The organism is Paenibacillus sp. GCM10012306, from assembly GCF_042649265.1.
Taxonomy (GTDB): Bacteria; Bacillota; Bacilli; order Paenibacillales; family Paenibacillaceae; genus Paenibacillus_AQ.
The window spans coordinates 1-25,459 of the sequence record NZ_JBHRYW010000006.1; the positions used below are offsets into that span (position 1 = coordinate 1).

At 46.0% G+C, this 25,459-nt stretch carries 21 protein-coding genes, 17 tRNA genes and 1 rRNA gene; 36 read left to right on the plus strand and 3 right to left on the minus strand.

The annotated features are described in order from the left end of the window. The 18 genes from ACFORK_RS14405 to ACFORK_RS14490 form a co-directional block, all read left to right on the plus strand. A 23S ribosomal RNA gene (locus ACFORK_RS14405) occupies positions 1-97 on the plus strand; the annotation flags it as partial. 62 nt (positions 98-159) lie between these two features. After that, positions 160-235: transfer RNA gene (locus ACFORK_RS14410), tRNA-Asn, on the plus strand. 3 nt (positions 236-238) lie between these two features. Beyond that, positions 239-331, plus strand: a tRNA-Ser gene (locus tag ACFORK_RS14415). Positions 332-346: 15 nt separating this feature from the next. Then, positions 347-421 (plus strand) — tRNA-Glu (locus ACFORK_RS14420). A 55-nt stretch (positions 422-476) separates the two neighbouring features. After that, positions 477-552, plus strand: a tRNA-Val gene (locus ACFORK_RS14425). Between the two features lie 41 nt (positions 553-593). Next, positions 594-670 (plus strand) — tRNA-Met (locus tag ACFORK_RS14430). 4 nt (positions 671-674) lie between these two features. After that, positions 675-752: transfer RNA gene (locus tag ACFORK_RS14435), tRNA-Asp, on the plus strand. Between the two features lie 12 nt (positions 753-764). Continuing rightward, a tRNA-Phe gene (locus tag ACFORK_RS14440) sits at positions 765-840 on the plus strand. A 20-nt stretch (positions 841-860) separates the two neighbouring features. Then, positions 861-936, plus strand: a tRNA-Thr gene (locus ACFORK_RS14445). A gap of 5 nt (positions 937-941) precedes the next feature. Beyond that, positions 942-1,027 (plus strand) — tRNA-Tyr (locus ACFORK_RS14450). Positions 1,028-1,031: 4 nt separating this feature from the next. Next, positions 1,032-1,105: transfer RNA gene (locus ACFORK_RS14455), tRNA-Trp, on the plus strand. Positions 1,106-1,128: 23 nt separating this feature from the next. After that, positions 1,129-1,204: transfer RNA gene (locus ACFORK_RS14460), tRNA-His, on the plus strand. A 45-nt stretch (positions 1,205-1,249) separates the two neighbouring features. Further along, positions 1,250-1,325, plus strand: a tRNA-His gene (locus ACFORK_RS14465). 46 nt (positions 1,326-1,371) lie between these two features. Then, positions 1,372-1,447 (plus strand) — tRNA-His (locus tag ACFORK_RS14470). 17 nt (positions 1,448-1,464) lie between these two features. Beyond that, a tRNA-Gln gene (locus tag ACFORK_RS14475) sits at positions 1,465-1,539 on the plus strand. Positions 1,540-1,544: 5 nt separating this feature from the next. Continuing rightward, positions 1,545-1,619, plus strand: a tRNA-Gly gene (locus ACFORK_RS14480). 7 nt (positions 1,620-1,626) lie between these two features. Next, a tRNA-Cys gene (locus tag ACFORK_RS14485) sits at positions 1,627-1,700 on the plus strand. A gap of 29 nt (positions 1,701-1,729) precedes the next feature. After that, positions 1,730-1,808, plus strand: a tRNA-Leu gene (locus tag ACFORK_RS14490). 742 nt (positions 1,809-2,550) lie between these two features. Here the strand turns inward: ACFORK_RS14490 and msrA are convergent. Further along, a complete protein-coding gene (msrA, locus tag ACFORK_RS14495) occupies positions 2,551-3,054 on the minus strand; it encodes a peptide-methionine (S)-S-oxide reductase MsrA (RefSeq protein ID WP_379200018.1) in 504 nt (167 codons plus the stop codon). A 447-nt stretch (positions 3,055-3,501) separates the two neighbouring features. On the opposite strand from msrA, the gene ACFORK_RS14500 reads away from it, so the two are divergent. The 5 genes from ACFORK_RS14500 (at position 3,502) to ACFORK_RS14520 (ending at position 9,180) form a co-directional block, all read left to right on the plus strand. Continuing rightward, complete coding sequence (locus ACFORK_RS14500; protein WP_379200020.1) at positions 3,502-5,172, plus strand: peptide ABC transporter substrate-binding protein; 1,671 nt, start codon at positions 3,502-3,504, stop codon at positions 5,170-5,172. Positions 5,173-5,242: 70 nt separating this feature from the next. After that, positions 5,243-6,178, plus strand: coding sequence for an ABC transporter permease (locus tag ACFORK_RS14505; RefSeq protein ID WP_379200022.1), 936 nt, complete (start codon positions 5,243-5,245; stop codon positions 6,176-6,178). Continuing rightward, complete coding sequence (gene opp3C / locus ACFORK_RS14510; RefSeq protein WP_379200024.1) at positions 6,178-7,167, plus strand: oligopeptide ABC transporter permease; 990 nt, start codon at positions 6,178-6,180, stop codon at positions 7,165-7,167. The genes ACFORK_RS14505 and opp3C overlap by 1 nt, the downstream gene beginning before the upstream one ends. An 8-nt stretch (positions 7,168-7,175) precedes the next feature. Next, positions 7,176-8,261, plus strand: coding sequence for an ABC transporter ATP-binding protein (locus ACFORK_RS14515; protein WP_379200026.1), 1,086 nt, complete (start codon positions 7,176-7,178; stop codon positions 8,259-8,261). Continuing rightward, positions 8,233-9,180, plus strand: coding sequence for an ABC transporter ATP-binding protein (locus ACFORK_RS14520; RefSeq protein WP_379200028.1), 948 nt, complete (start codon positions 8,233-8,235; stop codon positions 9,178-9,180). Before ACFORK_RS14515 ends, ACFORK_RS14520 begins: the two co-directional genes overlap by 29 nt. A gap of 238 nt (positions 9,181-9,418) precedes the next feature. Here ACFORK_RS14520 and ACFORK_RS14525 read toward each other — a convergent pair whose 3' ends face one another. Continuing rightward, positions 9,419-9,739: a hypothetical protein gene (locus ACFORK_RS14525; protein ID WP_379200030.1), complete on the minus strand. Its 321-nt coding sequence runs from the start codon at positions 9,737-9,739 to the stop codon at positions 9,419-9,421. 39 nt (positions 9,740-9,778) lie between these two features. Continuing rightward, positions 9,779-10,495, minus strand: coding sequence for a response regulator transcription factor (locus tag ACFORK_RS14530; RefSeq protein WP_379200032.1), 717 nt, complete (start codon positions 10,493-10,495; stop codon positions 9,779-9,781). 178 nt (positions 10,496-10,673) lie between these two features. On the opposite strand from ACFORK_RS14530, the gene ACFORK_RS14535 reads away from it, so the two are divergent. The 13 genes from ACFORK_RS14535 to ACFORK_RS14595 all read left to right on the plus strand — a co-directional run bounded on the left by ACFORK_RS14535 (position 10,674) and on the right by ACFORK_RS14595 (position 25,432). Beyond that, on the plus strand, positions 10,674-11,540 hold the full coding sequence (locus ACFORK_RS14535; protein ID WP_379200034.1) for a carbohydrate ABC transporter permease: 867 nt from the start codon (positions 10,674-10,676) through the stop codon (positions 11,538-11,540). Positions 11,541-11,574: 34 nt separating this feature from the next. After that, positions 11,575-12,429, plus strand: a complete 855-nt coding sequence (locus tag ACFORK_RS14540) for a carbohydrate ABC transporter permease (protein WP_379200586.1) — start codon at positions 11,575-11,577, stop codon at positions 12,427-12,429. 111 nt (positions 12,430-12,540) lie between these two features. Beyond that, positions 12,541-13,878 carry an ABC transporter substrate-binding protein gene (locus ACFORK_RS14545; protein WP_379200036.1) on the plus strand — a complete coding sequence of 446 codons (1,338 nt, stop codon included), beginning with the start codon at positions 12,541-12,543 and terminating at the stop codon, positions 13,876-13,878. Between the two features lie 76 nt (positions 13,879-13,954). Then, positions 13,955-15,088 (plus strand): efflux RND transporter periplasmic adaptor subunit, encoded by a 1,134-nt coding sequence (locus ACFORK_RS14550; RefSeq protein ID WP_379200038.1) that lies wholly within the window; start codon positions 13,955-13,957, stop codon positions 15,086-15,088. A gap of 27 nt (positions 15,089-15,115) precedes the next feature. Beyond that, a complete protein-coding gene (locus tag ACFORK_RS14555) occupies positions 15,116-17,617 on the plus strand; it encodes a hypothetical protein (protein ID WP_379200040.1) in 2,502 nt (833 codons plus the stop codon). Positions 17,618-17,905: 288 nt separating this feature from the next. After that, entirely contained in the window at positions 17,906-19,018 is a 1,113-nt protein-coding gene (locus ACFORK_RS14560; protein ID WP_379200042.1) for an amidohydrolase/deacetylase family metallohydrolase, read from the plus strand. Then, on the plus strand, positions 18,984-20,087 hold the full coding sequence (locus ACFORK_RS14565; protein WP_379200044.1) for a DgaE family pyridoxal phosphate-dependent ammonia lyase: 1,104 nt from the start codon (positions 18,984-18,986) through the stop codon (positions 20,085-20,087). Before ACFORK_RS14560 ends, ACFORK_RS14565 begins: the two co-directional genes overlap by 35 nt. 1 nt (position 20,088) lies before the next feature. Beyond that, positions 20,089-20,844, plus strand: coding sequence for a 2-dehydro-3-deoxy-phosphogluconate aldolase (gene dagF, locus ACFORK_RS14570; protein ID WP_379200046.1), 756 nt, complete (start codon positions 20,089-20,091; stop codon positions 20,842-20,844). Beyond that, positions 20,837-21,853, plus strand: coding sequence for a sugar kinase (locus tag ACFORK_RS14575; protein WP_379200048.1), 1,017 nt, complete (start codon positions 20,837-20,839; stop codon positions 21,851-21,853). Before dagF ends, ACFORK_RS14575 begins: the two co-directional genes overlap by 8 nt. Positions 21,854-21,864: 11 nt before the next feature. Beyond that, positions 21,865-22,578: a GntR family transcriptional regulator gene (locus ACFORK_RS14580; RefSeq protein WP_379200050.1), complete on the plus strand. Its 714-nt coding sequence runs from the start codon at positions 21,865-21,867 to the stop codon at positions 22,576-22,578. A 303-nt stretch (positions 22,579-22,881) separates the two neighbouring features. Continuing rightward, positions 22,882-23,643, plus strand: coding sequence for a methionine ABC transporter ATP-binding protein (locus ACFORK_RS14585; protein WP_379200052.1), 762 nt, complete (start codon positions 22,882-22,884; stop codon positions 23,641-23,643). Further along, positions 23,636-24,298 carry a methionine ABC transporter permease gene (locus tag ACFORK_RS14590; protein WP_379200054.1) on the plus strand — a complete coding sequence of 221 codons (663 nt, stop codon included), beginning with the start codon at positions 23,636-23,638 and terminating at the stop codon, positions 24,296-24,298. Before ACFORK_RS14585 ends, ACFORK_RS14590 begins: the two co-directional genes overlap by 8 nt. 291 nt (positions 24,299-24,589) lie before the next feature. Next, positions 24,590-25,432 carry a MetQ/NlpA family ABC transporter substrate-binding protein gene (locus tag ACFORK_RS14595; protein ID WP_379200056.1) on the plus strand — a complete coding sequence of 281 codons (843 nt, stop codon included), beginning with the start codon at positions 24,590-24,592 and terminating at the stop codon, positions 25,430-25,432. The last annotated feature ends 27 nt before the right edge of the window (positions 25,433-25,459 follow it).

The following is a 25,459-nucleotide window of genomic DNA, read 5'->3' on the forward strand; positions in this document are numbered from 1 at the left end:
GTAAGACCCCTTGAAGACGACGAGGTAGATAGGTTGGAGGTGGAAGTGCAGCAATGCATGGAGCTGACCAATACTAATCGGTCGAGGGCTTATCCTATTAGATAAAATGCAAATTCGTTTCGATCCAGTTTTCAGGCGATTAAGGCCTGATATGAATATTCCCTGATAGCTCAGTTGGTAGAGCACTCGACTGTTAATCGAGTTGTCACAGGTTCGAGTCCTGTTCGGGGAGCCATATGGAGAGGTGTCCGAGTTTGGCCGAAGGAGCACGATTGGAAATCGTGTAGGCGCCACAAGCGTCTCGAGGGTTCGAATCCCTCTCTCTCCGCCACTATTATTACAGCAAGGCCCGTTGGTCAAGGGGTTAAGACACCTCCCTTTCACGGAGGTAACAGGGGTTCGAATCCCCTACGGGTCACCAATTTTACACTTGATTTTACATAGTGGAATGTGGTATGATAAGAAATGTCCGTTATGGAGGCTTAGCTCAGCTGGGAGAGCATCTGCCTTACAAGCAGAGGGTCGGGGGTTCGATCCCCTCAGCCTCCACCATGTAACCTCCTCTGGAGGACAAGGAAATATGTTTTTACTGACGCGGGGTGGAGCAGCCCGGTAGCTCGTCGGGCTCATAACCCGAAGGCCGCAGGTTCAAATCCTGCCCCCGCAACCAATTTGGAACCGTGGTGTAGTTGGCCTAACATGCCTGCCTGTCACGCAGGAGATCGCGGGTTCGAATCCCGTCGGTTCCGCCATTTAGACTTTATGGCTCGGTAGCTCAGTCGGTAGAGCAGAGGACTGAAAATCCTCGTGTCGGCGGTTCGATTCCGTCCCGAGCCACCATGAAGTATACAACTTAATATGCCGGTGTAGCTCAATTGGTAGAGCAACTGACTTGTAATCAGTAGGTTGGGGGTTCAAGTCCTCTCGCCGGCACCATCTTTGGGGGATTAGCGAAGTGGCCAAACGCATCAGACTGTAAATCTGCTCACGTACGTGTTCGGTGGTTCGAATCCATCATCCCCCACCATTTTAGGGGCATAGTTTAAAGGTAGAACAACGGTCTCCAAAACCGTTGGTGTGGGTTCAATTCCTGCTGCCCCTGCCAATTCTTTATTAAAGTTTAATATGGCGATCGTGGCGAAGGGGTTAACGCACCGGATTGTGGTTCCGGCATTCGTGGGTTCGAGACCCATCGGTCGCCCCATTTACTTTACTAAAATAATAGGCTTAACTAAGTCGGATTCATATGGCGACTGTGGCGAAGGGGTTAACGCACCGGATTGTGGTTCCGGCATTCGTGGGTTCGAGACCCATCAGTCGCCCCATTTACCTCACTGAAAATAATAAGCTTAATTAATTTGGATTCATATGGCGACTGTGGCGAAGGGGTTAACGCACCGGATTGTGGTTCCGGCATTCGTGGGTTCGAGACCCATCAGTCGCCCCATTATTGAAAATGTTTGTTGGGGATTAGCCAAGCGGTAAGGCAACGGACTTTGACTCCGTCACGCATAGGTTCGAATCCTATATCCCCAGCCATTTATGCGGACGTGGCTCAGCGGTAGAGCATCGCCTTGCCAAGGCGAGGGTCGCGGGTTCGATTCCCGTCGTCCGCTCCATAATTACGGCGCCATAGCCAAGTGGTAAGGCAAAGCTCTGCAAAAGCTTTATCCCCAGTTCAAATCTGGGTGGCGCCTCCATTATTTTTGGAGTTTCAATAGTTGAATATGCCGGTGTGGCGGAATGGCAGACGCGCTCGACTCAAAATCGAGTGGGAAACCGTGGAGGTTCGAGTCCTCTCACCGGTATACAAGCAGAAAAGCTCATTAGATGCAAAGTCTAATGAGCTTTTTTATTTGCTTCAAAATCTATTCATGGCATAGGAGAGAAAACCTTCGAACTGTACTCCTAATGAGAGTAAACATCGGCTGTAGATGCGCAGCCACTATGACCAAGCCACTCTAGACCTTCTTTCATCCTACACCATTTGCTAGCAGCAAGCTCGCGCAGCTATGATATCTAATTCGACGGAAGCTGTGACTACGAGCTCCTGGTTCGCCTTAAAGCGGAACAGAAGCAAATCGTGCTATGTATGAGGACCCCTACTGCACAGATTGCCTCGAATACATTTACGTAGATACTATGGGTGAACGAATTAAGCCAGGATATCATTCAAAACTATTTGTTTGGGAACTGACCCTATAACTTGAGACAAAATAAAACACCTTCAAGAAAATGTAAACATGTCATAAGATGTGGATACGATCTTGGAGGTGTTTTTGCGTTGACAACAAGAGTAAGCACTTAGTAGAGACTAAGATAAATGAAATTAGCAGGTTTGATTAAGGACCTGAGTAAGGGCCTGAGCATTCGTTAGTGCCGGGCTAACTCAGTTGAGCTTAATTGAGAGTAGGGCTGTCATTACAGCAAAAATAATAAATAGCTTCCCCGTCTTGAGGATCACATTAGGATCGCCTAATACACCTATTGCCTACTTTTTCAGCCTAGAATAGATGGATAATCTGTTAGATGGAAATGGAGCGTATGCTTTCATTTCTTCTCATCATCCTTAATCAAGCTAAAATCAACATGACACTGTGCATTCGGATTATTGGCAAGGTACTCTTGATGTTTTGCCTCTGCAATTTGGAAGTGATGAAGATTTCTTGCTTTTGTATGAATTGGTTGTGTATATAGTGCAGATTTAGAAGTAATGGCATTATCAATCATTATTTTATCAGACAAATTTTCATAGAAGATCCCTGTTCGATAGTGAGGACCTTCATCAGGCCCTTGCTTATTGTATGAAGTGGGATCAATTATTCTAAAGAGATGATCAATAATATTATCAAGCGATATGAGATTAGAATCATAGGTTAGCTTAACAGATTCAATTAGGTCATCGTAGTTATTTGTATCTATAGACTCATCTTCATGTCCAAATCCAACTTCTGTATCGATAATCCCTTTTAGGCGTCGATAATATTCCTCTACTCCCCAAAAGCAACCTCCTGCAACCACTATTGTCCGAATTTCATCATTACTAAACGTCATACTATTCTCCTCCATGGCTGGGATAGATATGTTTATGCTGTACATGTTTCCAAGCCCCTATTTCGTAAACGTAGTATATCACAATAAAAAAAATTTTATAAGTTTAATTCTTACAATTCGCATTTGAATTATTGACATAACAAACTATAAATATTATAGTAAATTACATTAGTGTTGCAATGATGTTATCAAAATTTTCAAACGCTTATTATATGTAAATCATCATGAGCTCGGTGGCATACATGAATCGTAAATTACATATCTCTAAAAGCTTTCAGCGGAAACTTGCTATGTTTTTAGCTTTATAAATTTACCGTTTAATTATCTTTTACTAGAAGATACAGCTTTTAATAGAGGATATAATAATTGGTTTTTGAATTTATTTTCACAACATTTACTCCTTCGTGTGGTGCAACTCTAGTGAATACGTAAACAAGGAGACTATTAATGAGTAAAAAGTTATTTGTATTAGGCATCGCTTTATCAGCAGTTCTTATTTTTACCGGTTGCACATCAACTAAAAATGATAGTGCTGCTGAAAGTAAAAATGTCACTGAAGGTAATAGTGTCTCTGAAAGCTCTAAGCGTGTTGTTAAATTTGCAAAAGACGTAGATATTATCAGTCTAGATACAACCCTCGCTTCAGATGGCTTTTCTCTTGAAATGATAGAAACATTTACAGATGGGCTTGTAGATTACGATAAAAACGGAAATATAGTTCCACGTATTGCAACCGATTGGAGTCATGACGATAGCGGGAAAGTGTACACGTTTAATTTAAGAAAAGATGCTAAATGGTCGAATGGTGAGCCTGTTACTGCTAATGATTTCGTGTATTCCTGGCGCAGAGCTGCAGATCCAGCAACAGCAAGTGAATATTCAGGTTTTGTAGCTGACGCGGGCATTAAGAATGCAGCTGCGATAACTGCAGGCAAGCTGCCAATTGAAGAATTGGGTGTTAAAGCGCTGGATGACCATACTTTAGAGGTTACACTTGAAACAGCAGTTCCCTATTTTATTAAATTTTTGCCCATCCCTGTTTTTAATCCTTTGAATGAAAAGTTTGTTACTGCACAAGGTGATAAATATGCTACGGCTCCAGAATATTTATTGTCTAATGGTCCGTTCAAATTCTCCGAATGGAATAAACTAAACAGCTGGAAAATCATAAAAAACCCGGATTATTACGCGGCAAATGATATCAAAATTGATGAAGTGGATTTTGTTAAACGCCAAGACTATTCTGTTGCAGCGTTAGAGTTTGAAAAAGGAGATATTGATGTAACCAAAATATCGTCCGAGCTCGTTGGCAGATATGCTGCTAATAAAGCATTTACCAGTGTAGTAACGGGTTATGTGTGGTATCTTTCCCCGAATAACCAATTTGAAACACTTAAAAATAAAAACCTGAGATTAGCGCTGGGTTATGCAATTGATAGAGATCATATTGCCAATGATATTTTGAAAGATGGATCGATTGGAGCAGACTTTATTGTACCTAAAGGTTTAGCTACGGATTCGGAAGGTGAGGATTTCCGGGATACTTCTCCTACATTCCAAACCTATAACGTTGAAAAAGCCAAGGAATATCTAGATAAAGCTAAAAGCGAGCTAGGTGTTAATCAAATAACACTCGAATTGCTAATTGAAAATTCTAATGAAATCAAGAAAACGGCAGAAGCGATTCAAGCGGACTTGCAAGCATTGGATGGTATTAAGATTAATATTGTCACGGTAACCAAAAGCGAACGTCTTGCCCGTATGAAAAAAGACGATTATCAGCTGGGATTGACTAGATGGGGTCCAAACTATGGAGATCCTTATGATTATCTCGGAACGCTATTCCTTTCTAACTCGAACTTCAATTATCCAAAGTACAATAATCCAGCTTATGACCAAATCGTGAAGAAAACAGCTCCAGGAGGGGCATTCGCTACGGATGAAAGTAGTCGTTGGAACTCTTTCAAAGAAGCAGAGAAACTGCTTCTGGGCGAGGACGGAGGAGCTATACCTGTGTTCCAAGCAGGGGAAGCGATGCTGATTAATCCGAAAGTAAAGGGCGTAGAATACTTCGTTGTAGGCGGACTTATTTCTTATCGTAATATTTCTGTTGAGTAAAAAGTAATAACTACAAAGCAAGAGACAAAAGAGCGCATTGCGCTCTTTTGTCTGCTAAGAGGTGAGATTTATGACAAAGTTTATTTTAGGGCGTATATTCTGGGCAATAGTTACATTGCTGGTTATTCTATTTGTTCTTTTTTTACTCCTAGAGTTTTTACCGGGATCGCCATTTAATGATGAACGATTAACAACTGACCAAATCACAATATTACGTGAACACTATGGTCTAAATAAGCCTTTCTTTGAAAAAGCATTTATTTTTTTCTTGAACGCAATAAGAGGAGATTTTGGTATTTCTTATTCTATTGTAAAAAACCAGCTAGTATCCGGTATCGTTTGGTCTCAATTGGGCGTATCCGTCAGAATTGGATTCCAGACGATGGTGTTGGGGAGTATTCTAGGCATAATGTTAGGGATCATCGGCGCGACTAGACTTCATACATGGAAGGATAGCGCTGCTACTGTAGTCTCCGTAATCGGTGTAAGTATTCCAGCTTACGTATTTGCTTTGCTGCTCAGTTACTATATTGGCTATCGTCTAGGATGGGCAGATCTAACTTATTCGATCGAGCATCCCTTCAGATCATCGATACTGCCAACATTGGCCTGTTCGATGTTTGTCATCGCACAAATAGCTCGCTTCCTTAGGACAGAGCTGATTGAGACGCTTAATTCTGATTATATTCAACTTGCCCGTGCAAAAGGGGTTAGATCCAAGCAAATCATTTATAAACACGGCTTACGTAATGCAATCATTTCCGTTATTACAGTTGTGGGTCCATTAATGGTTAATCTGATGACAGGATCATTAGTTGTTGAGAAAGTCTTTGGCATACCGGGGATTGGGAGTTTATTGGTTGATGCGATTCTGGTAAAAGATTATAACGTGATTGTCATGATCGCTTTTGTCTATAGCGCCCTCTATATTGTTGTTAATCTGCTCGTTGATATCTTATATGGCGTAATAGATCCAAGAATTCGTGTTGCAAAAGGAGGTGCGTAATGGCAACAAATTTATTTGAGTTTGATAAACGTCAAAATCACACAGAACAAGAAAGCATTCAGAGTGGCAGCTTCTTTAAAGATGCTTTTACGCGTTTTCGTAAAAATAAAGGTGCAGTTTTTGGCGTTGTTGTTATTATCGTAATCTTTTTGCTTTCATTAGTGGGTCCTCTTATGAGTGGAACAACGTTTGATCATGTTGAGAAGAGTCAATTAAATCTACCGCCAAGAATTCCATTAATAGAGAAGATAGGTATATTCAATGGTAAAGCAGATGGAATTGATATGTATGATAGTGAGTCTCTGAAGAATGTATACTATTGGTTTGGCAGTGATAGTTTAGGGCGTGATTTATGGGCCCGCGTTTGGAAAGGGACACAGATATCATTTTTAATCGCGTTCGTTGCCGTAAGTATTGACGTTATTATTGGTATTACTTTTGGTCTTATCTCAGGCTACTACGGCGGTAAAATTGATGGGGTAATGCAGCGGTTTATAGAAATCCTCAGTGGTATTCCCAGCTTGGTCGTTGTTATTATCTTTATGGTTTTATTAGAACCGGGAATCATCACAATTATACTTGCGTTGATACTAACAGGCTGGATAGGTATGAGCCGCGTTGTTCGTTCTCAGGTTTTAAGACTGAAAGAGCATGAGTTTGTATTAGCAGCGAAAACGCTGGGCGCTTCCAACTTCAAAATTATGATCAAAGAATTGTTACCCAATATAGCAGGGCAGATCTTAGTCATGTCTATGTTCTCTATACCGAGTGCTATCTTTTATGAATCCTTTTTGGCGTTTGTTGGTCTCGGACTTCAGCCTCCTCAAGCTTCACTTGGCGTTTTAATCAGCACAGGCTATCAAAGTATATTAACACAACCTTATATTGTTATTTCCCCTGTCATTGTGTTATCGCTATTAATGCTTAGTTTCAATCTCATAGCGGATGGGCTTCGCGATGTGTTTGATCCCAAAATGAAAGACTTGTAGGTGATAATATGAAGGACAATACATTATTAGAGGTTCAAAACTTAAAACTTAAATTTAAAATGAACTCCGGTTTTAATCATGTCATTCGCGATGTGAGTTTCGATTTGAATCGTGGGGAGACACTCGCTATCGTGGGCGAAAGTGGCAGCGGGAAGTCCATAACAACGAAAGCCATTTTAGGACTGGCAGGTAATAATGCCGTGATTGATGGAAGTATTTTTTTTCACAACGAGGGAGAAACTCTTAATTTAACAACACTAAGTGATAAAGAATTTGAAACAAACGTGCGTGGCTGTAAGATTGCTATCATCTTTCAGGATCCTATGACAAGCTTAAATCCCACGACCACTGTGGGAAAGCAAATTATGGAAAGCATGCTAATTCACCGTAAGGTAGCGACAAAGAAAGAAGCTTATACTCAAACACTGAAGCTATTGGAGCTTGTCGGGATAGAAAATCCCTTAAAACGGATTAAACAATACCCCCACCAGCTCTCAGGCGGGATGAGACAGCGTATAGTGATAGCTATTGCCCTCGCATGCGAACCTGATTTATTAATTGCAGATGAACCAACGACTGCTCTTGATGTTACAATACAGGCGCAGATCATTGATTTAATTAAAGATATTCAAAAACGTACAGGTATTGCCATTATTTTTATCACTCATGATCTTGGTGTTGTAGCTAATGTAGCCGATCGTGTTGCAGTTATGTATGCAGGACAGATTGTTGAAGAAGGTCGGGCAAATGAAATTTTCTATAATCCAAAGCATCCTTATACCTGGGGCCTTCTTTCTTCAATTCCTTCGCTGACAGATGATCCCCATGAAGAGGTATATTCGATTCCAGGTTCACCGCCTAGTTTAATTGAACCTCCTCAGGGGGATGCCTTTGCTTATCGAAGTGATTACGCACTTGCCATTGATTTTGAAGAAGAGCCCCCATACTTTAATGTAACCTCTACACATCGTGTAAAGAGCTGGCTGCTAGATGAAAGAGCACCTAAAGTAGAGCTGCCTGAAATACTCGCAAAAAGGCTGGCAAAATTAAGAGGGGGACGGATAAATGAGCCGCAAAAAGATACTGTCCGTTAAGCATCTGCATCAGCATTTTAAAATTGACCGAAAAACGACTGTTCGTGCTGTCAATGATGTATCCTTTGATATTTATGAGGGCGAAACCTTCAGTATTGTTGGTGAAAGTGGAAGTGGCAAAAGCACGTTGGGCCGCTCGTTGATACGCATCTATGATTACCAGCAGGGCGATGTTACATTTCTTGATGAGAAAATTTCTGGCCCTCTAAAAAAAGATAAAGAGAAATCTCTAAGAAGGAATATGCAGATGATATTCCAAGATCCTATGGCATCGCTGAACCCAAGAAAAAACATTCTGGATATCGTTGCATTGGGATTGGATATTAATCACTTGAGTCATTCGGCTGAAGATAGAAAACAACGTGTTATTAATGTACTGGAAAGTGTGGGTTTGTCAGGATCACTTATAAATCGTTATCCTCATCAATTCTCAGGAGGACAACGGCAAAGAATTGGAATAGCAAGAGCACTGATCGTTGAACCAAAGTTTATCATTGCGGATGAGATTATTTCCGCTTTAGATGTATCCATCCAGGCACAGGTCGTTAATCTCATGAAAAAACTACAGAAGCAACACAATTTAACCTATATGTTTATTGCTCATGATTTATCAATGGTACGATCGATCTCGGATAGAGTAGCCGTTATGCATCTGGGTCATATTGTTGAGCTTGGGACAGTGAAGGATATTTATGAAAATCCGCTTCATCCTTATACGAAGTCATTGCTATCTTCTATTCCAACTCCCGATCCCTTTGGTGAGAAGGCAAGAATTCGCCAGCTTTATAATAAACATGATATTGTTTATAGCGATGCTGTAATTCATCATTTAAGTGATACACACCAGGTTCTTGCATCAGATCATCATTTGAAACGATGGAAAGAAAGCCTTTATGATCCTTATTTAAGAGAGTTGTAAATCTGACCCAACAATTTGTCGTTTCAGCGTTTACTATAGTTACATCCATTTTTGAGGTAGATGAAGAGAGTGTCCCCGTAGCCATAGGCTATACGGGACACTCTCTTCTGTATTGAGCCGACCCGAAGGGCGGCTAATGGCAGGGAAGCAGCGAAAGAGACAACGGCGTCAGAACCGGAAAAGCAAAATAAAGAACAGCAGGGACCGCTCCTGACTGTTCCTATAATCTGTAGCAAACTTATTTGCTTTTTTTCTTGTCTGTTTTAGCTGGTGCTTTAGCAGGTGATTTGGCGGGTGATTTCGCTGGTGTTTTAGCTTCAGTTTTTGCTTTATCTTTTTTCGTTGGGGTAGCTGTTGGCTTAGGAGTGTCTTCTTTCACAGGAGTTGCTTTCGTTGTATCGGTGAGTTGCCCCATTGGAGCAGTATTAGGACTGGACTGGGTAACGGTAGTACCGGCTTTTTGGCCAGCCGACGATGTTGCAGTGGCAGCGAACGCGGATTGAGCGGAGATAAGGGAGATAGCCAGCACTGCACTTAGCAATGTTAATTTCGTTTTCATTCTAATCAGACTCCTATATGTGTATTCTGTTGGAATCTATCAATCAACCGAACTCCTTTCCGTCCGCAGTCGATAACCGTGCCCCCTTATGGTATCGATCGGAAGTTCCTTTATTTTTCTACGAAGCCGCTTCACCAGATCATCGATCGCCCGGTCATAGCCATAATAATTATCTCCCCAAATCATCGTAAGCAACGCGTCCCGCGTGAACGCCCGATTCGGCTGCTCAGATAACTTCTGCAGCAATTCAAATTCCTTCAGGGTCATTTCGACTTCTTCTCCAAGCCAGAACACACGTCGCTCTTCCAAGATGAGCCGCAGCTCGCCAACTTCTAACTCCGTGTCTTCCGGTTGCGAAGGGACAAGCTTCTCCTGGGCTTGACGAATCGAGCTAATCCGTTGGAACAAGCGGTTCACACGTGCGACTAATTCTCTCGGGCTGAACGGTTTAGTCAAGTAGTCGTCGCTGCCTAGCTCAAGCCCGAGGATGCGATCAACTTCTTCATCACGCGCCGAGATCATGATGATCGGCACTTCCGCCTCTTTACGAATTTTTCTGCACAACTCGAAGCCGCTCATCCCTGGAAGCATGATATCGAGAATCCACATATCTGGCGGATCGTTCTTCCACAGCTCCCAAGCGTCTTCGGCAGTCGAAAACTTCATCGTACGGTATCCCTCTTTATACAAATAAGTCGCAACGATTTCCTGGATCTGGATATCGTCGTCGACTACGGCGATTTGATAGGACTTCATGCAGTAACCTCCCCAACATTTACCCGAGGACAATTCTACCATAAAAGGTTCAGAAACGGCCCGATTCCACACGTTTTCCACATTGCTTACATATTTACTCCCAGATTTGTTTGTAAACTAATCGATGTACAGCCGTTCCGAACAAAGCGTTGATCGGCTCCCGATTGGAGGTTTCTTCGTGAAGTTTCACCGTCTGGCACGCAGGGAGCTTCTAGCTGCCTTAGGTTTTCTGGCTCCGAGCTTGTGTGGATTTTCCTTGTTCTATCTCATTCCGTTCGGTCAGAGTGTCTTGAACTCGTTCCAGGATCGAATTGGAGGAAGTTTCACGTTGTCCAATTACAACGAATTGTTCCTTAGCTCCTCTTTTCAAAAAGCGATGTCTAACACGTTCTGGTTCACCATGATTAGCGTGCCGATTCTCGTTACTGTATCACTTTTGTTAGCGTTACTCTTGAATCAGCGGGTATTTATTCGGAACTGGATACGCACTGCGTATGTACTGCCGCTTGTTGTGCCTGTTGCTTCGATTGTACTAGTCTGGCAAATCTTATTCGATTGGAATGGCACATTAAACGCTGTTTTGCAGCATTTCGGCCTTAGCCGTCACGATTGGATGAAATCCGACTGGGCTGGCTTTGTGATTGTGCTGGTCTATGTATGGAAGAACATCGGTTACAACGTCATCCTGTTCCTGGCTGGCTTGCAGAACATTCCGGATCAATATTATGAAATTGCCAATCTGGAAGGGGCAGGTCCAGTTCGCAGGCTGTTCGGAATTACGCTGACGTATTTGACGCCGACGACATTTCTGGTCGTACTCATGTCTGTGCTGAACTCGTTCAAGGTGTTCCGTGAGACGTATCTTGTCGCTGGTGCATACCCGCATGACCGTATCTATATGATGCAGCATTACATGAACAATATGTTCCTGTCCCTGGATATCCAGAAAGTATCGTCCGCGGCGGTGTTGATGGCGCTTTGCATTATGGTGCTTATGTTAATTCTGTTTCGCACAGAGCAGATTTTCCGCTCTTATATGGAGTAAACACAAGAAAAAGGTGAAGGGGGTGAATGAGGTGATGAAGCAATGGGTCGCGCCGCTGCTGCGTTCGTTGTTGCTGATCGCCATCGCCGTCCTGCTGCTTATGCCCGTTGTCCTGAACATTGTCAGTTCCTTCATGACAGAGCGGGAGATTACGTCAAATTACAGCATGTTAGGCAAAACCGATACGAGCGTATTCGTTAATCTGAAGTGGATTCCCGACTGGGTGTCGTTCCAGCAATATAACAAAGTACTAATCGCGACACCGCAATTTCTACACCTGTTCTGGAATTCCATATTGTTAGTGGTTCCTATCATCATCGGACAGGCGTTCGTGGCAACGCTCGCTGCATTCGCGTTCGGCAAGCTGTATTTTCCGGGCAGGGATGGACTGTTCTTACTTTATTTGATGACGATGCTGATGCCGTTCCAGGTGACGCTTGTGCCCAACTACTTGATGGCCGATCGGCTGGGTCTCCTAAATCATCCTAGCTCTATCATACTGCCTGGTATATTCGGCGCCTTTGGTGTGTTTCTGCTTCGGCAATTTATGCTCCAGATCCATTCGGCTTTTATTGAAGCAGCCAAAATCGATGGGGCAGGATACTTGCGAATATTCATATCGATTGCACTTCCGATGGTGAAGCCGGGTGTTGCCGCACTCATCGTACTCCTATTCGTCGACTATTGGAACATGGTCGAGCAGCCGCTTATTTTTCTGCAGGACGCTGCGATGCAGCCACTCTCTGTGTTTCTCTCCCGCATTCAGGAAGATGCGCTTGGCGTCTCTTTTGCCGCCTCAGTTATATACATGATGCCGATGGTACTTCTGTTCTTAAGCGCCGAACGGTATTTTATCGAAGGAATCCAGCTTTCCGGCGTGAAAGGCTGAGCGAAGAGAATAGGCAATATGAGTTCTGCCAAGTCAACGGATTGCTGGCTTTACGATGGCTGTGTTTCTTCTGCAACAACCAAATTTGACTACATTGAGAGGATGATTCATTTGAAAAAAATAGGGTTGATCGTCATGCTGTCCAGCGCCATGCTGTTATCTGCTTGTTCTGGCAACGAAGAAGGAGGTACTAAAGCCGAGACGGAGGGCGGCCAGAAAACTGTCGTCATCTCTGTCATGAGGAAGGATCGTTTCTTGGAAACTGCAGCGCGACAATTTGAGGAACAGCATAAGGATATTCATATCGAAATGAAAGAATATAAAGCATCGGATGTCACCGGAGACGGCGGTATGGCCGTAGAGTCTATCTCACTAGCAGACGTGGAAAAGTACGTGCAATCGCTGACGACGCAAGTCATTTCCGGTAAAGGGGCCGATCTTATTCTCATGAGCGAATTGCCCCAGGACAAATTCGTCGCCAAAAAACTGCTGGTGAACTTGAACGATCTATTGTCTAAAGACAGCTCGTTCGATCGAAATGCACTATACAGTAATATTTTGCAGGCATCCCAAGACGGAGAGGGTTTGTATGCTATGCTGCTCTCTTTCTCGCTCTCCCTGTTTCAGGGAAATACAGAGTTATTAAAGAAGGCGAATATTTCAGTTGATGCTAATAAAGCGTGGAGCTGGAGCCAGTTCAAGGATGTTGCCCAAAAGCTGAAGGAGCAAGGCGATGCCGAAAAGCTTATTAGCCTGGATCCCCTGTCGCTGCTCTTCGATTTTATCGAGGACAATTATTCTCAGCTTGTAGGGCAGGGTCAGCCGAACTTCGACTCGGATTTATTCCGCAATATGATAACACAAATCAAATCAATGTATGACGAAGGCTTACTCAGTGATGGAATGTCGTTCGATAACGGTAATGCGGCATTTCAAATGGTGAATGTATTCAGCCCCGAGCAAGCACTGACAAAGCCCCAGGGTATGGATTATTACCAGAAGCCGAACGCAAGCGGGCAAAAGGTTGGTGCACCGTTCCAGCCTACGTACAGTTTAGGGATAAACAGCAAATCTGATGTTCAACAGGAAGCGTGGGCATTCATCAAGTTTTTGCTTTCTGATGAAATGCAGGCTTCCCCGAATCTCGCGGGAATACCAATGAATAAAGGGATCAGTGATAAAAAATTCAAGGAAACTCTGCAAAAAATAGAGAGCGGAACACTGGAAACCATGATACCACTAGACATGCTGCCGGATGGCGAGACAGTAAAAAAACGGATTGAGACGGTAGAGAAGCTGATCTCGGAAACCAATTTTCGAAGATCTAGCGATATGAAAGTGATAACGATCGTCATGGAAGAGTTCAATAGCTTCATGAGCGGACAGAAATCGGCAGAAGAAGTAAGTAAACTTATCCAGAACCGAGCGAAAACATATTTGAATGAGTAACGGAAGAGGGGGAGATCGTTACTGGATCTCTCCCTATCATGAGTTTTAGAGGCAGGAAGAAATGGAGGAGCAGCAGATGTTACTGCAGGGAAAACAACGCTGGGCAAGTATAGGGTTAATCCTATTCTTTGTGCTGCTGGCCGGTCTAACATTATTCAGTAATACCCTAGAGACGGCAATGCTGCCGAAAGTGACCACCGAGAAACCTTCAAGTAAGCGTCTGGTGCATCATATTAAAGGCAGCGGCATCCTCACCCCGAAGAAAGTGAAGACATTGAACAGTGATAACGGCTGGCTGATCAGCGAAGTGCATGTGAAGGAGAAGGAGCGCGTAAAAAAAGGACAGCTGCTAGTGACTTTCGACAGCACCAAGTCGCAAGAAGAGCTGATAGATGCGGAATACCAACTTAAGAAACATGACTTGAACCGGGAAAAGCTGAAGGAGCAGTATATTGCCGCTGGCAATGCCGAAGACGAAGAAGGGATGATCAGTGCCAAACGGGAGCTGGATATCAACACATTGGATCGGAACAGCCTCCAGCGCAATATAGAACGGCTAAAACGCGAGCTAGGCAAAAGCCGTGCAGTCCACGCTCCGTTTGATGGAAGAATTATTGAACTGCCAGCAGAGCGAGGAATGATGATTGGGCAGGGGCAAAAGCTCATGACAATGGTCCAACTGAGTGAAGGGTATGAATTTTCTTTCACATTAGATAAGGATGCGGCAGCAATGCTGCAGCAGGATGAGAAGATTCCTGTTCAATTGAAAGGAAAAGAAAGTGAGAAATTCACTGGCACGCTATCTAAAATCACGATTGCCTCTTCAGTCCCAGGCCCAAATGACAAAGGAGAGGGCGAGCAAAATGCGCCTGAGAGCACGAATAAGCGGAAAATCATTATGACGCTGCCGGCGGAAGGAACCGAGGGAGATGAAGAGGCTTCGATAGCCATAAAGAAGGAGCCCGCTGCGCAAGGCCTGGTAATTCGGAATGAGCTGATCAAGCGTGATGGAGAGAGTAACTATGTGTGGGTGGTCCGTGAGAATAGAGGCACCCTTGGAACAACTTACACTGTTCAAAAGGCGTATGTTGTTAAAGGTGACACCGTGGAAAAAGAAACGATTATTCTGGGCGGGCTTTTGAAGGATGACGAACTGATTGTGGAATCAAGTGAACCCTTACAGGAGGGGAATCGAATTAGAATCAAATAAGTAATACTGGAAGCGGGAGGGAGTGTAATGAACAAACTTAGAACGACTGGTGCGGCCATACTGCTCTGTACAATTCTTTTTATCCAGGCAGCGGGCTATGGGGGTCACGCGATTACTGCAAGTGCTGCTCCAACTGCACCTCAAGGTTTTACACTGGATCAGCTCGGGACGATACTCCTGAAGAATGGGGTTAGCGTCAAATTGACCGATGTCAATCTGATGGAGCAGGACAACGGTAATATATTGACCTACTCGTTCAGCTATACGAATGGTACTAATAGCAGTGTTCTTTTAAAAGACTATTTCAATAAAGTGACTACACCGGGAGGTACCGTTGTCCAGGGAAATACGGTGACTAGCAGTACATATGCCAAAGCTATTCCTGCTAAATCTACTCAGAGTGTCACTTACTATGTGAATATCGGCAAGGCTAACAAGATTAACGGGATGAAAATTTCCTTGTACACCTGGGACTTCAACAGTGCGGATTTCCGTAGACAACTGGGCACCTTTACTGTTCCTGCTACTTATTCCATCATCGTTCCTCAAGATCAGAGCCAGAATCTTATACTGAACAATCAGCCGGTTAGCACTAAGGCAGAAAGCTTGCAGATCTACAAGTACAATGGAAAAGTATATGCAAAAGTAGGCATCAGCTTCTCCAATCTCGGCACGAAGACCCTTGAAGACTTGAATTTAAAAGGATACCTTGCCTCGGCGGGAGGCTCGATCTTCAAGCTATCCTTGGATGATACGGCAGGAGCGAATCATAAAGTGCAGCCCAAGGAGAAGAAAACGATCTTTTTCCTGACGGAAATTCCTTCCTATATTAAAACAGATAGAATGCGCCTACAGTTCTCCCAGGAGGACAGTACACTTAAGATCGAGCTGCCGGTAGCCACCTATAATCTTCCGACAGCTATTACTCCAAATCTCGTGGTTCCTAGTACCGTGGTTAAGAAGATTCTGATCAGCAATAACACCGTAGAAACCGAGCTGAAAAGTGCCAAGGTAGCTGCAAGCGGCGCTTCAGCCAAGTGGGAGCTAAAATTCCGGTTGAAAAATAGCGGCAACAAATCCGTTACGCTACCTGCGTATAAGCTTGAAGTGAAAGCGTCAGAAGGCTTCAGCTTCCCGGTAGACTCCAAGGCGTTCGCGAGTCTGACCCTAAAGCCGCTGGAAGAGAAGACCATCGACCTCTCAGCCGAGGTTCCTTTATCGGTAAATCAGGGTAAACTGCAGCTGCAACTGGTAGAGCCTGCTGCGGAGGGGAAGATTATTTTCCCGACGGCCTATTATCAGATCCCTTATTCGCTGCAAAGTAACCAGTGGCAGGATTCAGAATATATGGTTGATAACAATCAGGGCAAGTTTGGTGTGAAGTTGGTAAATGTTCAACGGCTGCCATGGCTTGATAAAGACCAAATGGTGGTCAAAATCAACATTCGCAATCTTCAATCCACTTCTGTGCAGCTGCCTACCCTTAAAGGAGTTGTGATGGCTGAGGGCAACAATGTTAGCGATACTTCGCAGGTAGTTACGGAAGACACGCAAACGATTCTGGCTCCCAATGAAACGGCTGCCGTCTACGTTCTGTTCAAGGTTCCTTATGCTTATACATTCAATCACTTAAAGATTGAGCTCCAGGAAACGGTAAGAGAGGAGAAGGAGAACTTCCTGACCTTGAACACCACCCAACTGTATAATCAGGTGAAAGAGATCGCACCCCTCAGTCCCTTCAAGCTGGAGTTAGCCGGGAAAAAAGCAGAGGTGGCTGAACTCCATACCACTGTCTATCCCGGCACTGGCTCCAATATCATGTACACAGAGCTGGTCATGACAAATGAGGAGAAGCGCAAAGCCGATCAGGCGCAGCTTGTGGTGTACTATAAGACGCAGGACAGTTACTACTATGAGGCCAAGGTCAGCCAGTCGGAAACCCCTCCAGGTCCTAATGGGAAAAGCTTGGTGACCGTCTGGAGCAAGATTCCCGCGAATGTGGACCCCGCAAAGCTGGTACTGTATCTGGGCGCAGGGGTCGCTGATGGCAAGCTAACTTCTCCCGGTGGCAAACCTGCCGGTTATATCAACACGGTGTCGCTGGGGCTGAACATGGTTACTGCGGAGCCGCAAAACAATCTGCTGGGTATAAATATGTCTCCATATACGCTATCCATTACGGATGCAAATGCCACAGTTACTGTAGGTAGTGATACGCTGAATGCAGTGTTGAATTATAATCTTGAGGTCAGCAATCTCTATGAAGCCGGGCCATATGAGCATAAGCTTGTGCTGGAACTCGTTGATCCGCTGGGACAGTCCATGTCTCAGACGCTAAATTTCGGTACAGAGCTTCAGGTAGGGAGCTTTAAGCGATATACACTGTCGTTAATAAGTGATGGATATAAGACGCTGGGCGGAGGAGCAATTCGGTTGAATGTATACGATGAATTCCAAGGGCAGCGGAAGCAACTTGCAACACAAACATTTAAGCTCACTTCGCTAAGCAAGAAAAATGATCAGCAGTAATGGGAGAGGGATGTGTAAAAAGTAGTAGGGAAGAAGCCGTGAGGGCAGCCTCACGGCTTCTTGCGTGCTAGCAAACGAAAGTAAGAGAAGAGGTGGCTGAATGTATGAGCAAGTGAATAGTGGTTCCGCTCAGCTGAAGATTTAGTAAATCCGCGAAACCACCACGCTTCCCGCAAAGCACTTGTCAGATATCGGTAACTTGAATATGATAGGAGTAAGAAAATCGTTGATCCGTAGTACCTTTCTATCATTAAACATTATAACGTTATAATGAATGAGGTGGAAGAATTGAATGAAAGGCTCGTACTGCGTAATTTAAAAAGCATCAGCGGGCAGGCCTTGGATATCGTCGTGGAGAATGGGCGAATTGCGGACATTACGGAACCTGGGGCAGGCCGAGGCTTGCGAGAGTGGGACGGGGGAGGTGCTTTTGTAAGCTCCGGCTGGATTGACATGCATGTGCATGCCTGTTCTGAACTTCACCCCTATGGTGACGAAATAGACGAGATTGGGGTCAAGCAGGGCGTTACAACTATTGTCGATGCGGGGAGCTGCGGAAGCGACCGAATCGCCGAGCTTGCCGACAGCGCAAGGAATGCGAAGACACGTGTGTTTGCTTTTCTGAACATTTCCCGAATCGGATTGCAGCGAGTGGATGAATTGTCCCGGCCAGAATGGATCGACAATGTCAGTGTTCAGGAATCCATGCTGAAGAATCGTTCATTCATCGTTGGACTAAAGGCGAGAATCAGCAGGAGCGTGGTAGGAGAGATGGGCATTGAACCGCTGCGCAGAGCCCGAGAGTTGTCTGACGAGACAGGGCTGCCACTCATGGTGCATATCGGCTCAGGTCCCCCGGAGATCGAAGAAGTAGTGCCGCTGCTTAAACGTGGAGATATTATCACTCATTATCTGAATGGCAAGAGCAATAATCTCTTCGACGAAGAGGGGCAACCCCTGAAAGTGTTGCAAGAGGCGATAGCGCGAGGCGTTCATCTGGATGTGGGTCACGGTACGGCAAGCTTTTCCTTCAAAATCGCTGAAGCGGCGAAGCGTCACGGGATTCCGCCGGATACCATCAGCACCGATATTTATCGCGGCAATCGGTTGAACGGGCCAGTCTACATCTTGGCAAATGTGTTATCCAAATTTCTCTACTTGGGTTATTCGCTAGAAGATACACTTGCGGCGGTCACTACACGAGCAGCGGAATGGCTCGGCAAGCCGGAGCTGGGCCGGATAGGGATCGGAGAGCCTGCCAACCTTACATTGTTCACCGTAGAGAAAGGGCCAGCCGTATTGGTGGATTCCGAAGGAGAGCAAAGAATAGCAGATCAACTAATCCAGGTTAAAGGAGCTGTTGCACATGGAGAATTCTTTGAATGCGAAGTACGGGCTTAAGCGGGTTATTAATGCCAGCGGACGCATGAGCATATTAGGCGTATCTGCACCCAGCGATACCGTTATGGAGGCTATGAAAAAAGGTGGGCAGAGCTATGTGGAAATTGCCGATCTAGTCGATAAGGGTGGCGATTATATTGCACGAATTCTTGGCTCCGAAGCCGCAGTGATTGTGAACTCAGCTTCTAGCGGAATCGCACTGTCGGTAGCCGCCTTGGTGACGCAAGGCAACCGCCGCATCAGTGAGCGCCTGCATCAGGATAAGATTCAGCGAAATGAGATCATCATTCTCAAAGGTCACAATGTGCAATATGGTGCACCTGTGGAAACGATGGTATACCTGGGCGGAGGGAAACTAGTCGAGGTTGGGTATGCCAACGAAGGCCGAGGCCAGCATATTGAGGATGCTATCAGCGATAACACCGCAGCTATTCTCTATGTGAAATCACATCATGCGGTCCAAAAAAATATGATCTCTGTCGATGAAGCTTGGGAAATCGCCCAGCGGCGGGGTATTCCTCTAATCGTCGATGCAGCAGCTGAGGAAGATCTCCACAAGTACGTGAAATGCTCTGACTTAGCTATCTATAGCGGTTCTAAAGCGATTGAAGGTCCGACCTCCGGCATCGTTGCCGGGCGGCGTACATATGTTGAATGGCTGAAGGTACAGCTGCATGGTATAGGGCGGAGCATGAAGGTGGGCAAGGAGACGGCCTTTGGACTGCTCCAAGCGCTGGACGAATACATCCTTAAGGAAGACCGCAGCGAACAGGAAAAAGAGATGCTGCAAACCCTGCTTACGCTGAACGAGGTACCTGGCGTGAAGGTAACGATTGTGCAGGACGAGGCAGGACGGGCAATCTATCGGGGACGCGTGCATCTGGATCAGGCACAGACTGGAATTAGCGCAGTAACTGCGGTGGAAAAGTTGAAAGAGGGCGATATTGCCATATATACACGGGACTACGGGGCAAGGCAAGGCTATTTTGACATTGATCCGCGTCCGCTGCTGGGTGATGACATCCAGGTTATCCAAGCCGAAATTTATAAACTGGCAGGAGGAAAATAACATGTCTAATATTGCAAAACGCTTCTATAACCATAGGGTGGCTTTAAATGTACTAGCGAAGGATATTGAGAATGCCAAAGCTCTTTATGAAGCGGCAGAAGGATATGTTCTGGTAGGCGTCCTTTCCAAAAACTATAAAACAGTAGAGGAAGCCGTGAATGCGATGCGCGAATACGGTAAGGAGATTGATGACGCCGTGTCGATTGGGCTTGGTGCCGGAGATAACCGCCAGGCGGCTGTGGTTGCCGAGATTGCTAAGCATTACGGGGGAAGTCATATCAATCAGGTATTCCCCGCCGTGGGAGCTACCCGGGCCAATCTTGGGGGTACAGAGGGCTGGATCAACAGTCTGGTGTCACCCACAGGCCGACCGGGCTACGTCAATATCTCAACAGGTCCTTGGAGTGCGGCAGGAGAGGAACACGCCATCGTACCGGTGAAAGCAGCGATTGCGTTAATCCGGGATATGGGCGGGAATGCGATCAAATATTTTCCGATGCAAGGCCTGAAGCTTGTAGAGGAGTATCGTGCTGTAGCCAAGGCCTGTGCCGAGGAGAACTTTGCCCTCGAGCCAACAGGCGGCATTGACATGGAGAATTTCGAAGCCATTCTACGAATCGCTCTGGAAGCCGGAGTGCAGCAGGTGATCCCCCATGTGTACTCTTCGATTATTGACAAGGCATCTGGCAAGACGAATATAGACGACGTGCAGACCTTGCTGCAAATGATGAAAAAGCTGGCTAACGCCTATGCCTAAAAAGATTGCCGCCTTCGGCGAGGTCATGATGCGCCTGCAGGTGCCAGGCCATGATTTGCTGTCCCAGAGCAATATGCTGCGCTACTCTTTTTCCGGAACTGGTGTGAATGTGTTGTCAGCGCTGGCCAACTTCGGGCATACGGGCTGCCTGATCTCGCGCTTACCACACAACCCGGTCGGAGACGCTGCGGCCGCCGAATTGCGGGGACTGGGAATCACCACAGAATTCCTCCAGCGGGGTGGAGATTATATGGGCATGTATTTTCTCGAAAATGGATTTGGAGTTCGTCCCGGCCGGGTAACCTATACCAATCGTTTGGAGAGCAGCTTTAATAGAGCACCCGAAGGCACATATGATTATGGCGGGATTGCCCAATCTATCGCTGCCATTCATTTCTGTGGGATTACGCTGGCTATGAACGATGCTGTTCGAAATCATATGAAGGCACTAGCCTTGGCTGTGAAAGCGCAGGGAGGACTGGTGATTTTCGATTGCAACTACCGCGCGTCGCTCTGGGGAGCGGAAAGCCATACCCGGGCTAAGCCATATTATGAGGATATGCTGAAACTAGCAGACATCGTTATAATGACCGAGAAAGACGCCTTGTTGACGCTAGGGATGAGCACGGCCAAGGAGTGTCGTAAGGCGCAGCTTGAAGAACTCATTCCGGATGTAGCCAGCCAATACGGCATTCAGGTCATTGCTGGAACCCACCGGGAAATCCACGGGGACAATACCCATTCATTGCTCGGTTACATATATAAGGACCAAAGTTTGGTATTCGCTGATCCCCTAAGGTTCTCTGTATATGATAGAATCGGTGCAGGAGATGCTTACGCGAGTGGAATTATTCATGGAGAGCTGGAGGGTTGGCCCGCGATGCAAACCGTCCGGTTCGCGGCAGTGGCGGGCATGCTAGCCCATACGATCTCCGGCGATACGCCGAAGGCTTCGGAAGGAGATATTCTCCGTGCAATGACGGAAGCCGTAGGCGATGTGGAAAGGTAGTGGAATTTGACATGAGTTTGTCGAGGCAAGACAGACCGTTATACCTGCAAATTAAGCATATTTTAAAAGAACGAATTCTTTACGGTGTGTACCCGCTAGGGTCAATCATTCCTTCAGAGCCGAATCTGGAGAAGGAATTTGCCGTCAGTAAGATTACCGTCCGAGGGGCTGTGCAGGAGCTGGTTCAGGAAGGGTTTCTGGAAAAAGGCAGCGGGAGAGGCACCAAGGTCATTCGCAACAAGGAGATCTCCCGGCTATCCAAGTGGAAGCATTTCACGGAAATTCTCGTGGAGGCAGGGCATACCATCCGCAAGGAGTGGTTGCGTGCAGAGGTGCATCTGTGTGTAGAAGGCAGCGAGCCTTATCGGTTGTTCGGCGAGCGTTGTCTGAAGCTGGATCGTATTTTTTTCCTTAACGATGCGCCCTACATTTATTATACGCATTATCTGAGCATGACCGTAGAGGAACTGGAGTTATCCAGCTTAAGCGGACGTTCTCTCTATGATTGGCTTGAGGAGCAGGGCATTTTACCCGACAGGTTGCGAGATGAATTCGCTGTGGCTCTCGCCCCGCCGGAGGTGAAAGAGAATCTTCGTCTGCCAGGCAATAGCCATGTGCTGAAGAGAACGCGTTATTCCTTTAATGAGCAGGGAACAGCGATGGAATGGAGTATTGGTTATTACAATACAGAATTGCAGAGCTATGTAGCAGACTATGATGTGTAGATCTACAAGCTGTATAGATGTGTAAATGTACAGACGTTGTTAAAGTATGTGGTATAGCAGTAAGCAGATCGGGTTATATTACAAAAATCCTCTTCGCGATTCATTCTCGCGGTGGGGATTTTTTTCGTATTCATGGGGCCTTTCCAAAAGAGTATAAATCATTTTAAGAAAATTAATGACACAGACGATGAAATACCTTATTATTTAAGGAGATTTTGAATAAAACAGTTTTTGAATATTTATAGTACAATATTTACCTGATCGTTCGCTGCTGCCGTAAGGCATGGGAAGGAGGGGATTCACATGCTGTCACTGAGCCGTATAAGCAAGAGCTTTGAAGTAAAGGATGGCGTGTATCAGGCGGTAGACTGTGTCACGCTTGAGGTTGAAAAGGGATCTATACACGGAATTATCGGGGCAAGCGGGGCGGGAAAGTCTACATTACTGCGCTTGATCAATCTACTGGAACGTCCGGATGAAGGCACCGTTAGCTTAAATGGTCGAGAGATGACACTGCTTCCGGAGAAGCTGCTGCGACAAGAACGGCAGAAGATCGGCATGATTTTTCAACAGTTCAATCTTGTATCGAACGTGACAGTTAGCCGCAATGTCTCCATCCCTTTGGAACTGGCTGGTGTCTCGAAGCGTGAACGCGCGGAGCGGGTGGAGGAATGCCTGCGTTTTGTAGGACTGGCTGACAAAGCCGGACAGTATCCCGCTCAGCTCAGTGGAGGGCAGCGGCAGCGGGTAGCCATTGCCCGTGCGCTGGCGAATCATCCGGGACTGCTGCTGTGCGATGAACCCACATCATCGCTTGATCCAGCAACGACGGCGGAGATTCTTGGGGTGCTGCAGCATATCAACGAGAAGCTTGGGGTCACGATCGTTATCGTTACCCATGAGATGGATGTCGTCAAAAGACTATGCAGCCATGTCTCTGTGATGGAGGCTGGACGAATGGTAGATACCTTTTCCCGGGCGGACGGTGAATTCCTTCCTGCGGCAAGCAGCTCCGGTTCCTACCGGGAGCAGATTCTTGGCAAAGTGAGGGAAGAACATGCTTGAGAATGCCTTCAAATACCAGGAACAAATGTGGCAGTCTATCGGGGAGACCTTTGTTATGGTCGGCATTTCCGTAGGAGCGGCGGTGCTGCTGGGCCTCCCGCTGGGAACGCTGCTCTATTTTTGCCGCAAGGGTCAGCTGTATGAGAATAAGACGTTGTCTCTGGTGCTGAACACGGTCGTGAACATCGTGCGTTCCTTCCCATTCCTGTTGCTCGTGGTTGCACTGATTCCTGTGACTCGTCTGATTGTGGGAACGGCTATTGGGACGATTGCAGCTACAGTTCCGTTGTCCATTGTCGCCATTGCCTACTACTCTCGTCTGGTAGAGCAGTCATTGCTGGAGATCCCGCGGGGAACTACGGAGGCGGCATTATCGATGGGAGCTTCCAAGCTGGGGCTGATTTTTAAATTTCTGTATGTTGAGGCCCGCTCAGGGCTGGTGCTGGGATTAACCACCTCAACCATCAGCTTCATCTCTTTTTCCACGGTGATGGGGGTAGTTGGCGGGGGCGGGGTTGGTGACTTTGCGATCCGCTACGGCTATCAGCGTTATGAGACCGAGGTAATGGCTTATGCGATCGTGATCATGATCGTGCTGGTCCAGATCGTCCAGTTCAGCGGCAGTACCATAGCGCGGTTGCTGGACAAGAAGTAAGGCTTGTATCTTTATAAGCCGAACAAAAAAGTAACGAAAAGCGAGGAGGAACGAAGGGGGAAGTTTGGAACTGGAGGAGCGAAGCGCTCGCCTGAAAGCTTTCCGTAGGAAAGCTCGCGTCGGAAGCATGAGCTCACCAGATTTCAACCGCTAGAAGCGGTTATTAAATAAGAAATCTGGGGACAACAGCGACCGGAAGTCCAAACATTCCACCGTAGTGACGATAGAGCTTTAAGTTCGGATCTTAAGTTCGTCTTATATACAAATATCAATCTGGGGGTAATCAAACTAATGAAAAAGTCTATAATTGCACTGTTCGCAGTAATGGTATTGATCGTGGCAGGTTGTGGGAACAAAAATACATCCGTGAATGAAGCAGCACCATCGGCAACAGCAGAAGCAAGCGCTGAGCCTGTAAAAATAAAAGTGGCTTCGCTGATTCCACCGATGACGGATATTCTGGATATCGTTAAACCGCTGCTCAAAGAAGAAGGCGTAGATATGGAAGTCGTGGTGCTGTCGGATAACGTACAGCCGAACGAAGCCCTGGCGAATAAGGAAGTGGATGCGAACTTCTTCCAGCACGTTCCTTACATGAAGCAATTCAATGAAAGCAAGGGGGCACATCTGGTACCTGTTCAACCGGTGTATAACGCGATCTATGGCGGTTATTCCAAACGGTATAAGAACATCGCTGATCTGCCGGAAGGTGCTACACTCGTCATGGCGAATGACCCGTCAAACATCGGCCGCTCTCTGGTAATGTTCGAAGCTGCCGGACTGATCAAGCTGAAAGAAGGCGTAGGCATTCAAGCTACACAGGCTGATATCACTGAGAATCCGAAGAACTTCAAGTTCAAGGAAGTAGATCTGCTAATGCTGTCCCGTATGCTGGATGATGCCGATCTGGTAGCGATGACTCCGGCCTATGCCAAACCACTGGGATTGACACCTACCAAGGATGCGCTGATTACAGAGAGCGAGGATTCCGAATTCGCGATTACCCTGGTAGCACGTGAGGACAACAAGGACTCCGAAGCCATCCAGAAGCTGGCCAAGGCGATTAGCGGCCCTGAAGTGAAGAAATTCCTTGAGGACAATTATGCGGATATCGCATTGCCTGCTTTTAAATAAGAGGCTTAAAAGATAAGTTTGTTAATT

What these genes read in the sequence shown, in the direction of transcription:
- ACFORK_RS14530 (WP_379200032.1), bottom strand. Translation starts at nt 10,495, where the DNA reads ATGAAGTCCTATCAAATCGCCGTAGTCGACGACGATATCCAGATCCAG.
- msrA (WP_379200018.1), bottom strand. Translation starts at nt 3,054, where the DNA reads ATGACGTTTAGTAATGATGAAATTCGGACAATAGTGGTTGCAGGAGGT.
- opp3C (WP_379200024.1), top strand. Translation starts at nt 6,178, where the DNA reads ATGGCAACAAATTTATTTGAGTTTGATAAACGTCAAAATCACACAGAA.
- ACFORK_RS14500 (WP_379200020.1), top strand. Translation starts at nt 3,502, where the DNA reads ATGAGTAAAAAGTTATTTGTATTAGGCATCGCTTTATCAGCAGTTCTT.
- dagF (WP_379200046.1), top strand. Translation starts at nt 20,089, where the DNA reads ATGTCTAATATTGCAAAACGCTTCTATAACCATAGGGTGGCTTTAAAT.
- ACFORK_RS14520 (WP_379200028.1), top strand. Translation starts at nt 8,233, where the DNA reads ATGAGCCGCAAAAAGATACTGTCCGTTAAGCATCTGCATCAGCATTTT.
- ACFORK_RS14580 (WP_379200050.1), top strand. Translation starts at nt 21,865, where the DNA reads ATGAGTTTGTCGAGGCAAGACAGACCGTTATACCTGCAAATTAAGCAT.
- ACFORK_RS14595 (WP_379200056.1), top strand. Translation starts at nt 24,590, where the DNA reads ATGAAAAAGTCTATAATTGCACTGTTCGCAGTAATGGTATTGATCGTG.
- ACFORK_RS14575 (WP_379200048.1), top strand. Translation starts at nt 20,837, where the DNA reads ATGCCTAAAAAGATTGCCGCCTTCGGCGAGGTCATGATGCGCCTGCAG.
- ACFORK_RS14555 (WP_379200040.1), top strand. Translation starts at nt 15,116, where the DNA reads ATGAACAAACTTAGAACGACTGGTGCGGCCATACTGCTCTGTACAATT.
- ACFORK_RS14550 (WP_379200038.1), top strand. Translation starts at nt 13,955, where the DNA reads ATGTTACTGCAGGGAAAACAACGCTGGGCAAGTATAGGGTTAATCCTA.
- ACFORK_RS14505 (WP_379200022.1), top strand. Translation starts at nt 5,243, where the DNA reads ATGACAAAGTTTATTTTAGGGCGTATATTCTGGGCAATAGTTACATTG.
- ACFORK_RS14565 (WP_379200044.1), top strand. Translation starts at nt 18,984, where the DNA reads ATGGAGAATTCTTTGAATGCGAAGTACGGGCTTAAGCGGGTTATTAAT.
- ACFORK_RS14525 (WP_379200030.1), bottom strand. Translation starts at nt 9,739, where the DNA reads ATGAAAACGAAATTAACATTGCTAAGTGCAGTGCTGGCTATCTCCCTT.
- ACFORK_RS14515 (WP_379200026.1), top strand. Translation starts at nt 7,176, where the DNA reads ATGAAGGACAATACATTATTAGAGGTTCAAAACTTAAAACTTAAATTT.
- ACFORK_RS14540 (WP_379200586.1), top strand. Translation starts at nt 11,575, where the DNA reads ATGAAGCAATGGGTCGCGCCGCTGCTGCGTTCGTTGTTGCTGATCGCC.
- ACFORK_RS14585 (WP_379200052.1), top strand. Translation starts at nt 22,882, where the DNA reads ATGCTGTCACTGAGCCGTATAAGCAAGAGCTTTGAAGTAAAGGATGGC.
- ACFORK_RS14590 (WP_379200054.1), top strand. Translation starts at nt 23,636, where the DNA reads ATGCTTGAGAATGCCTTCAAATACCAGGAACAAATGTGGCAGTCTATC.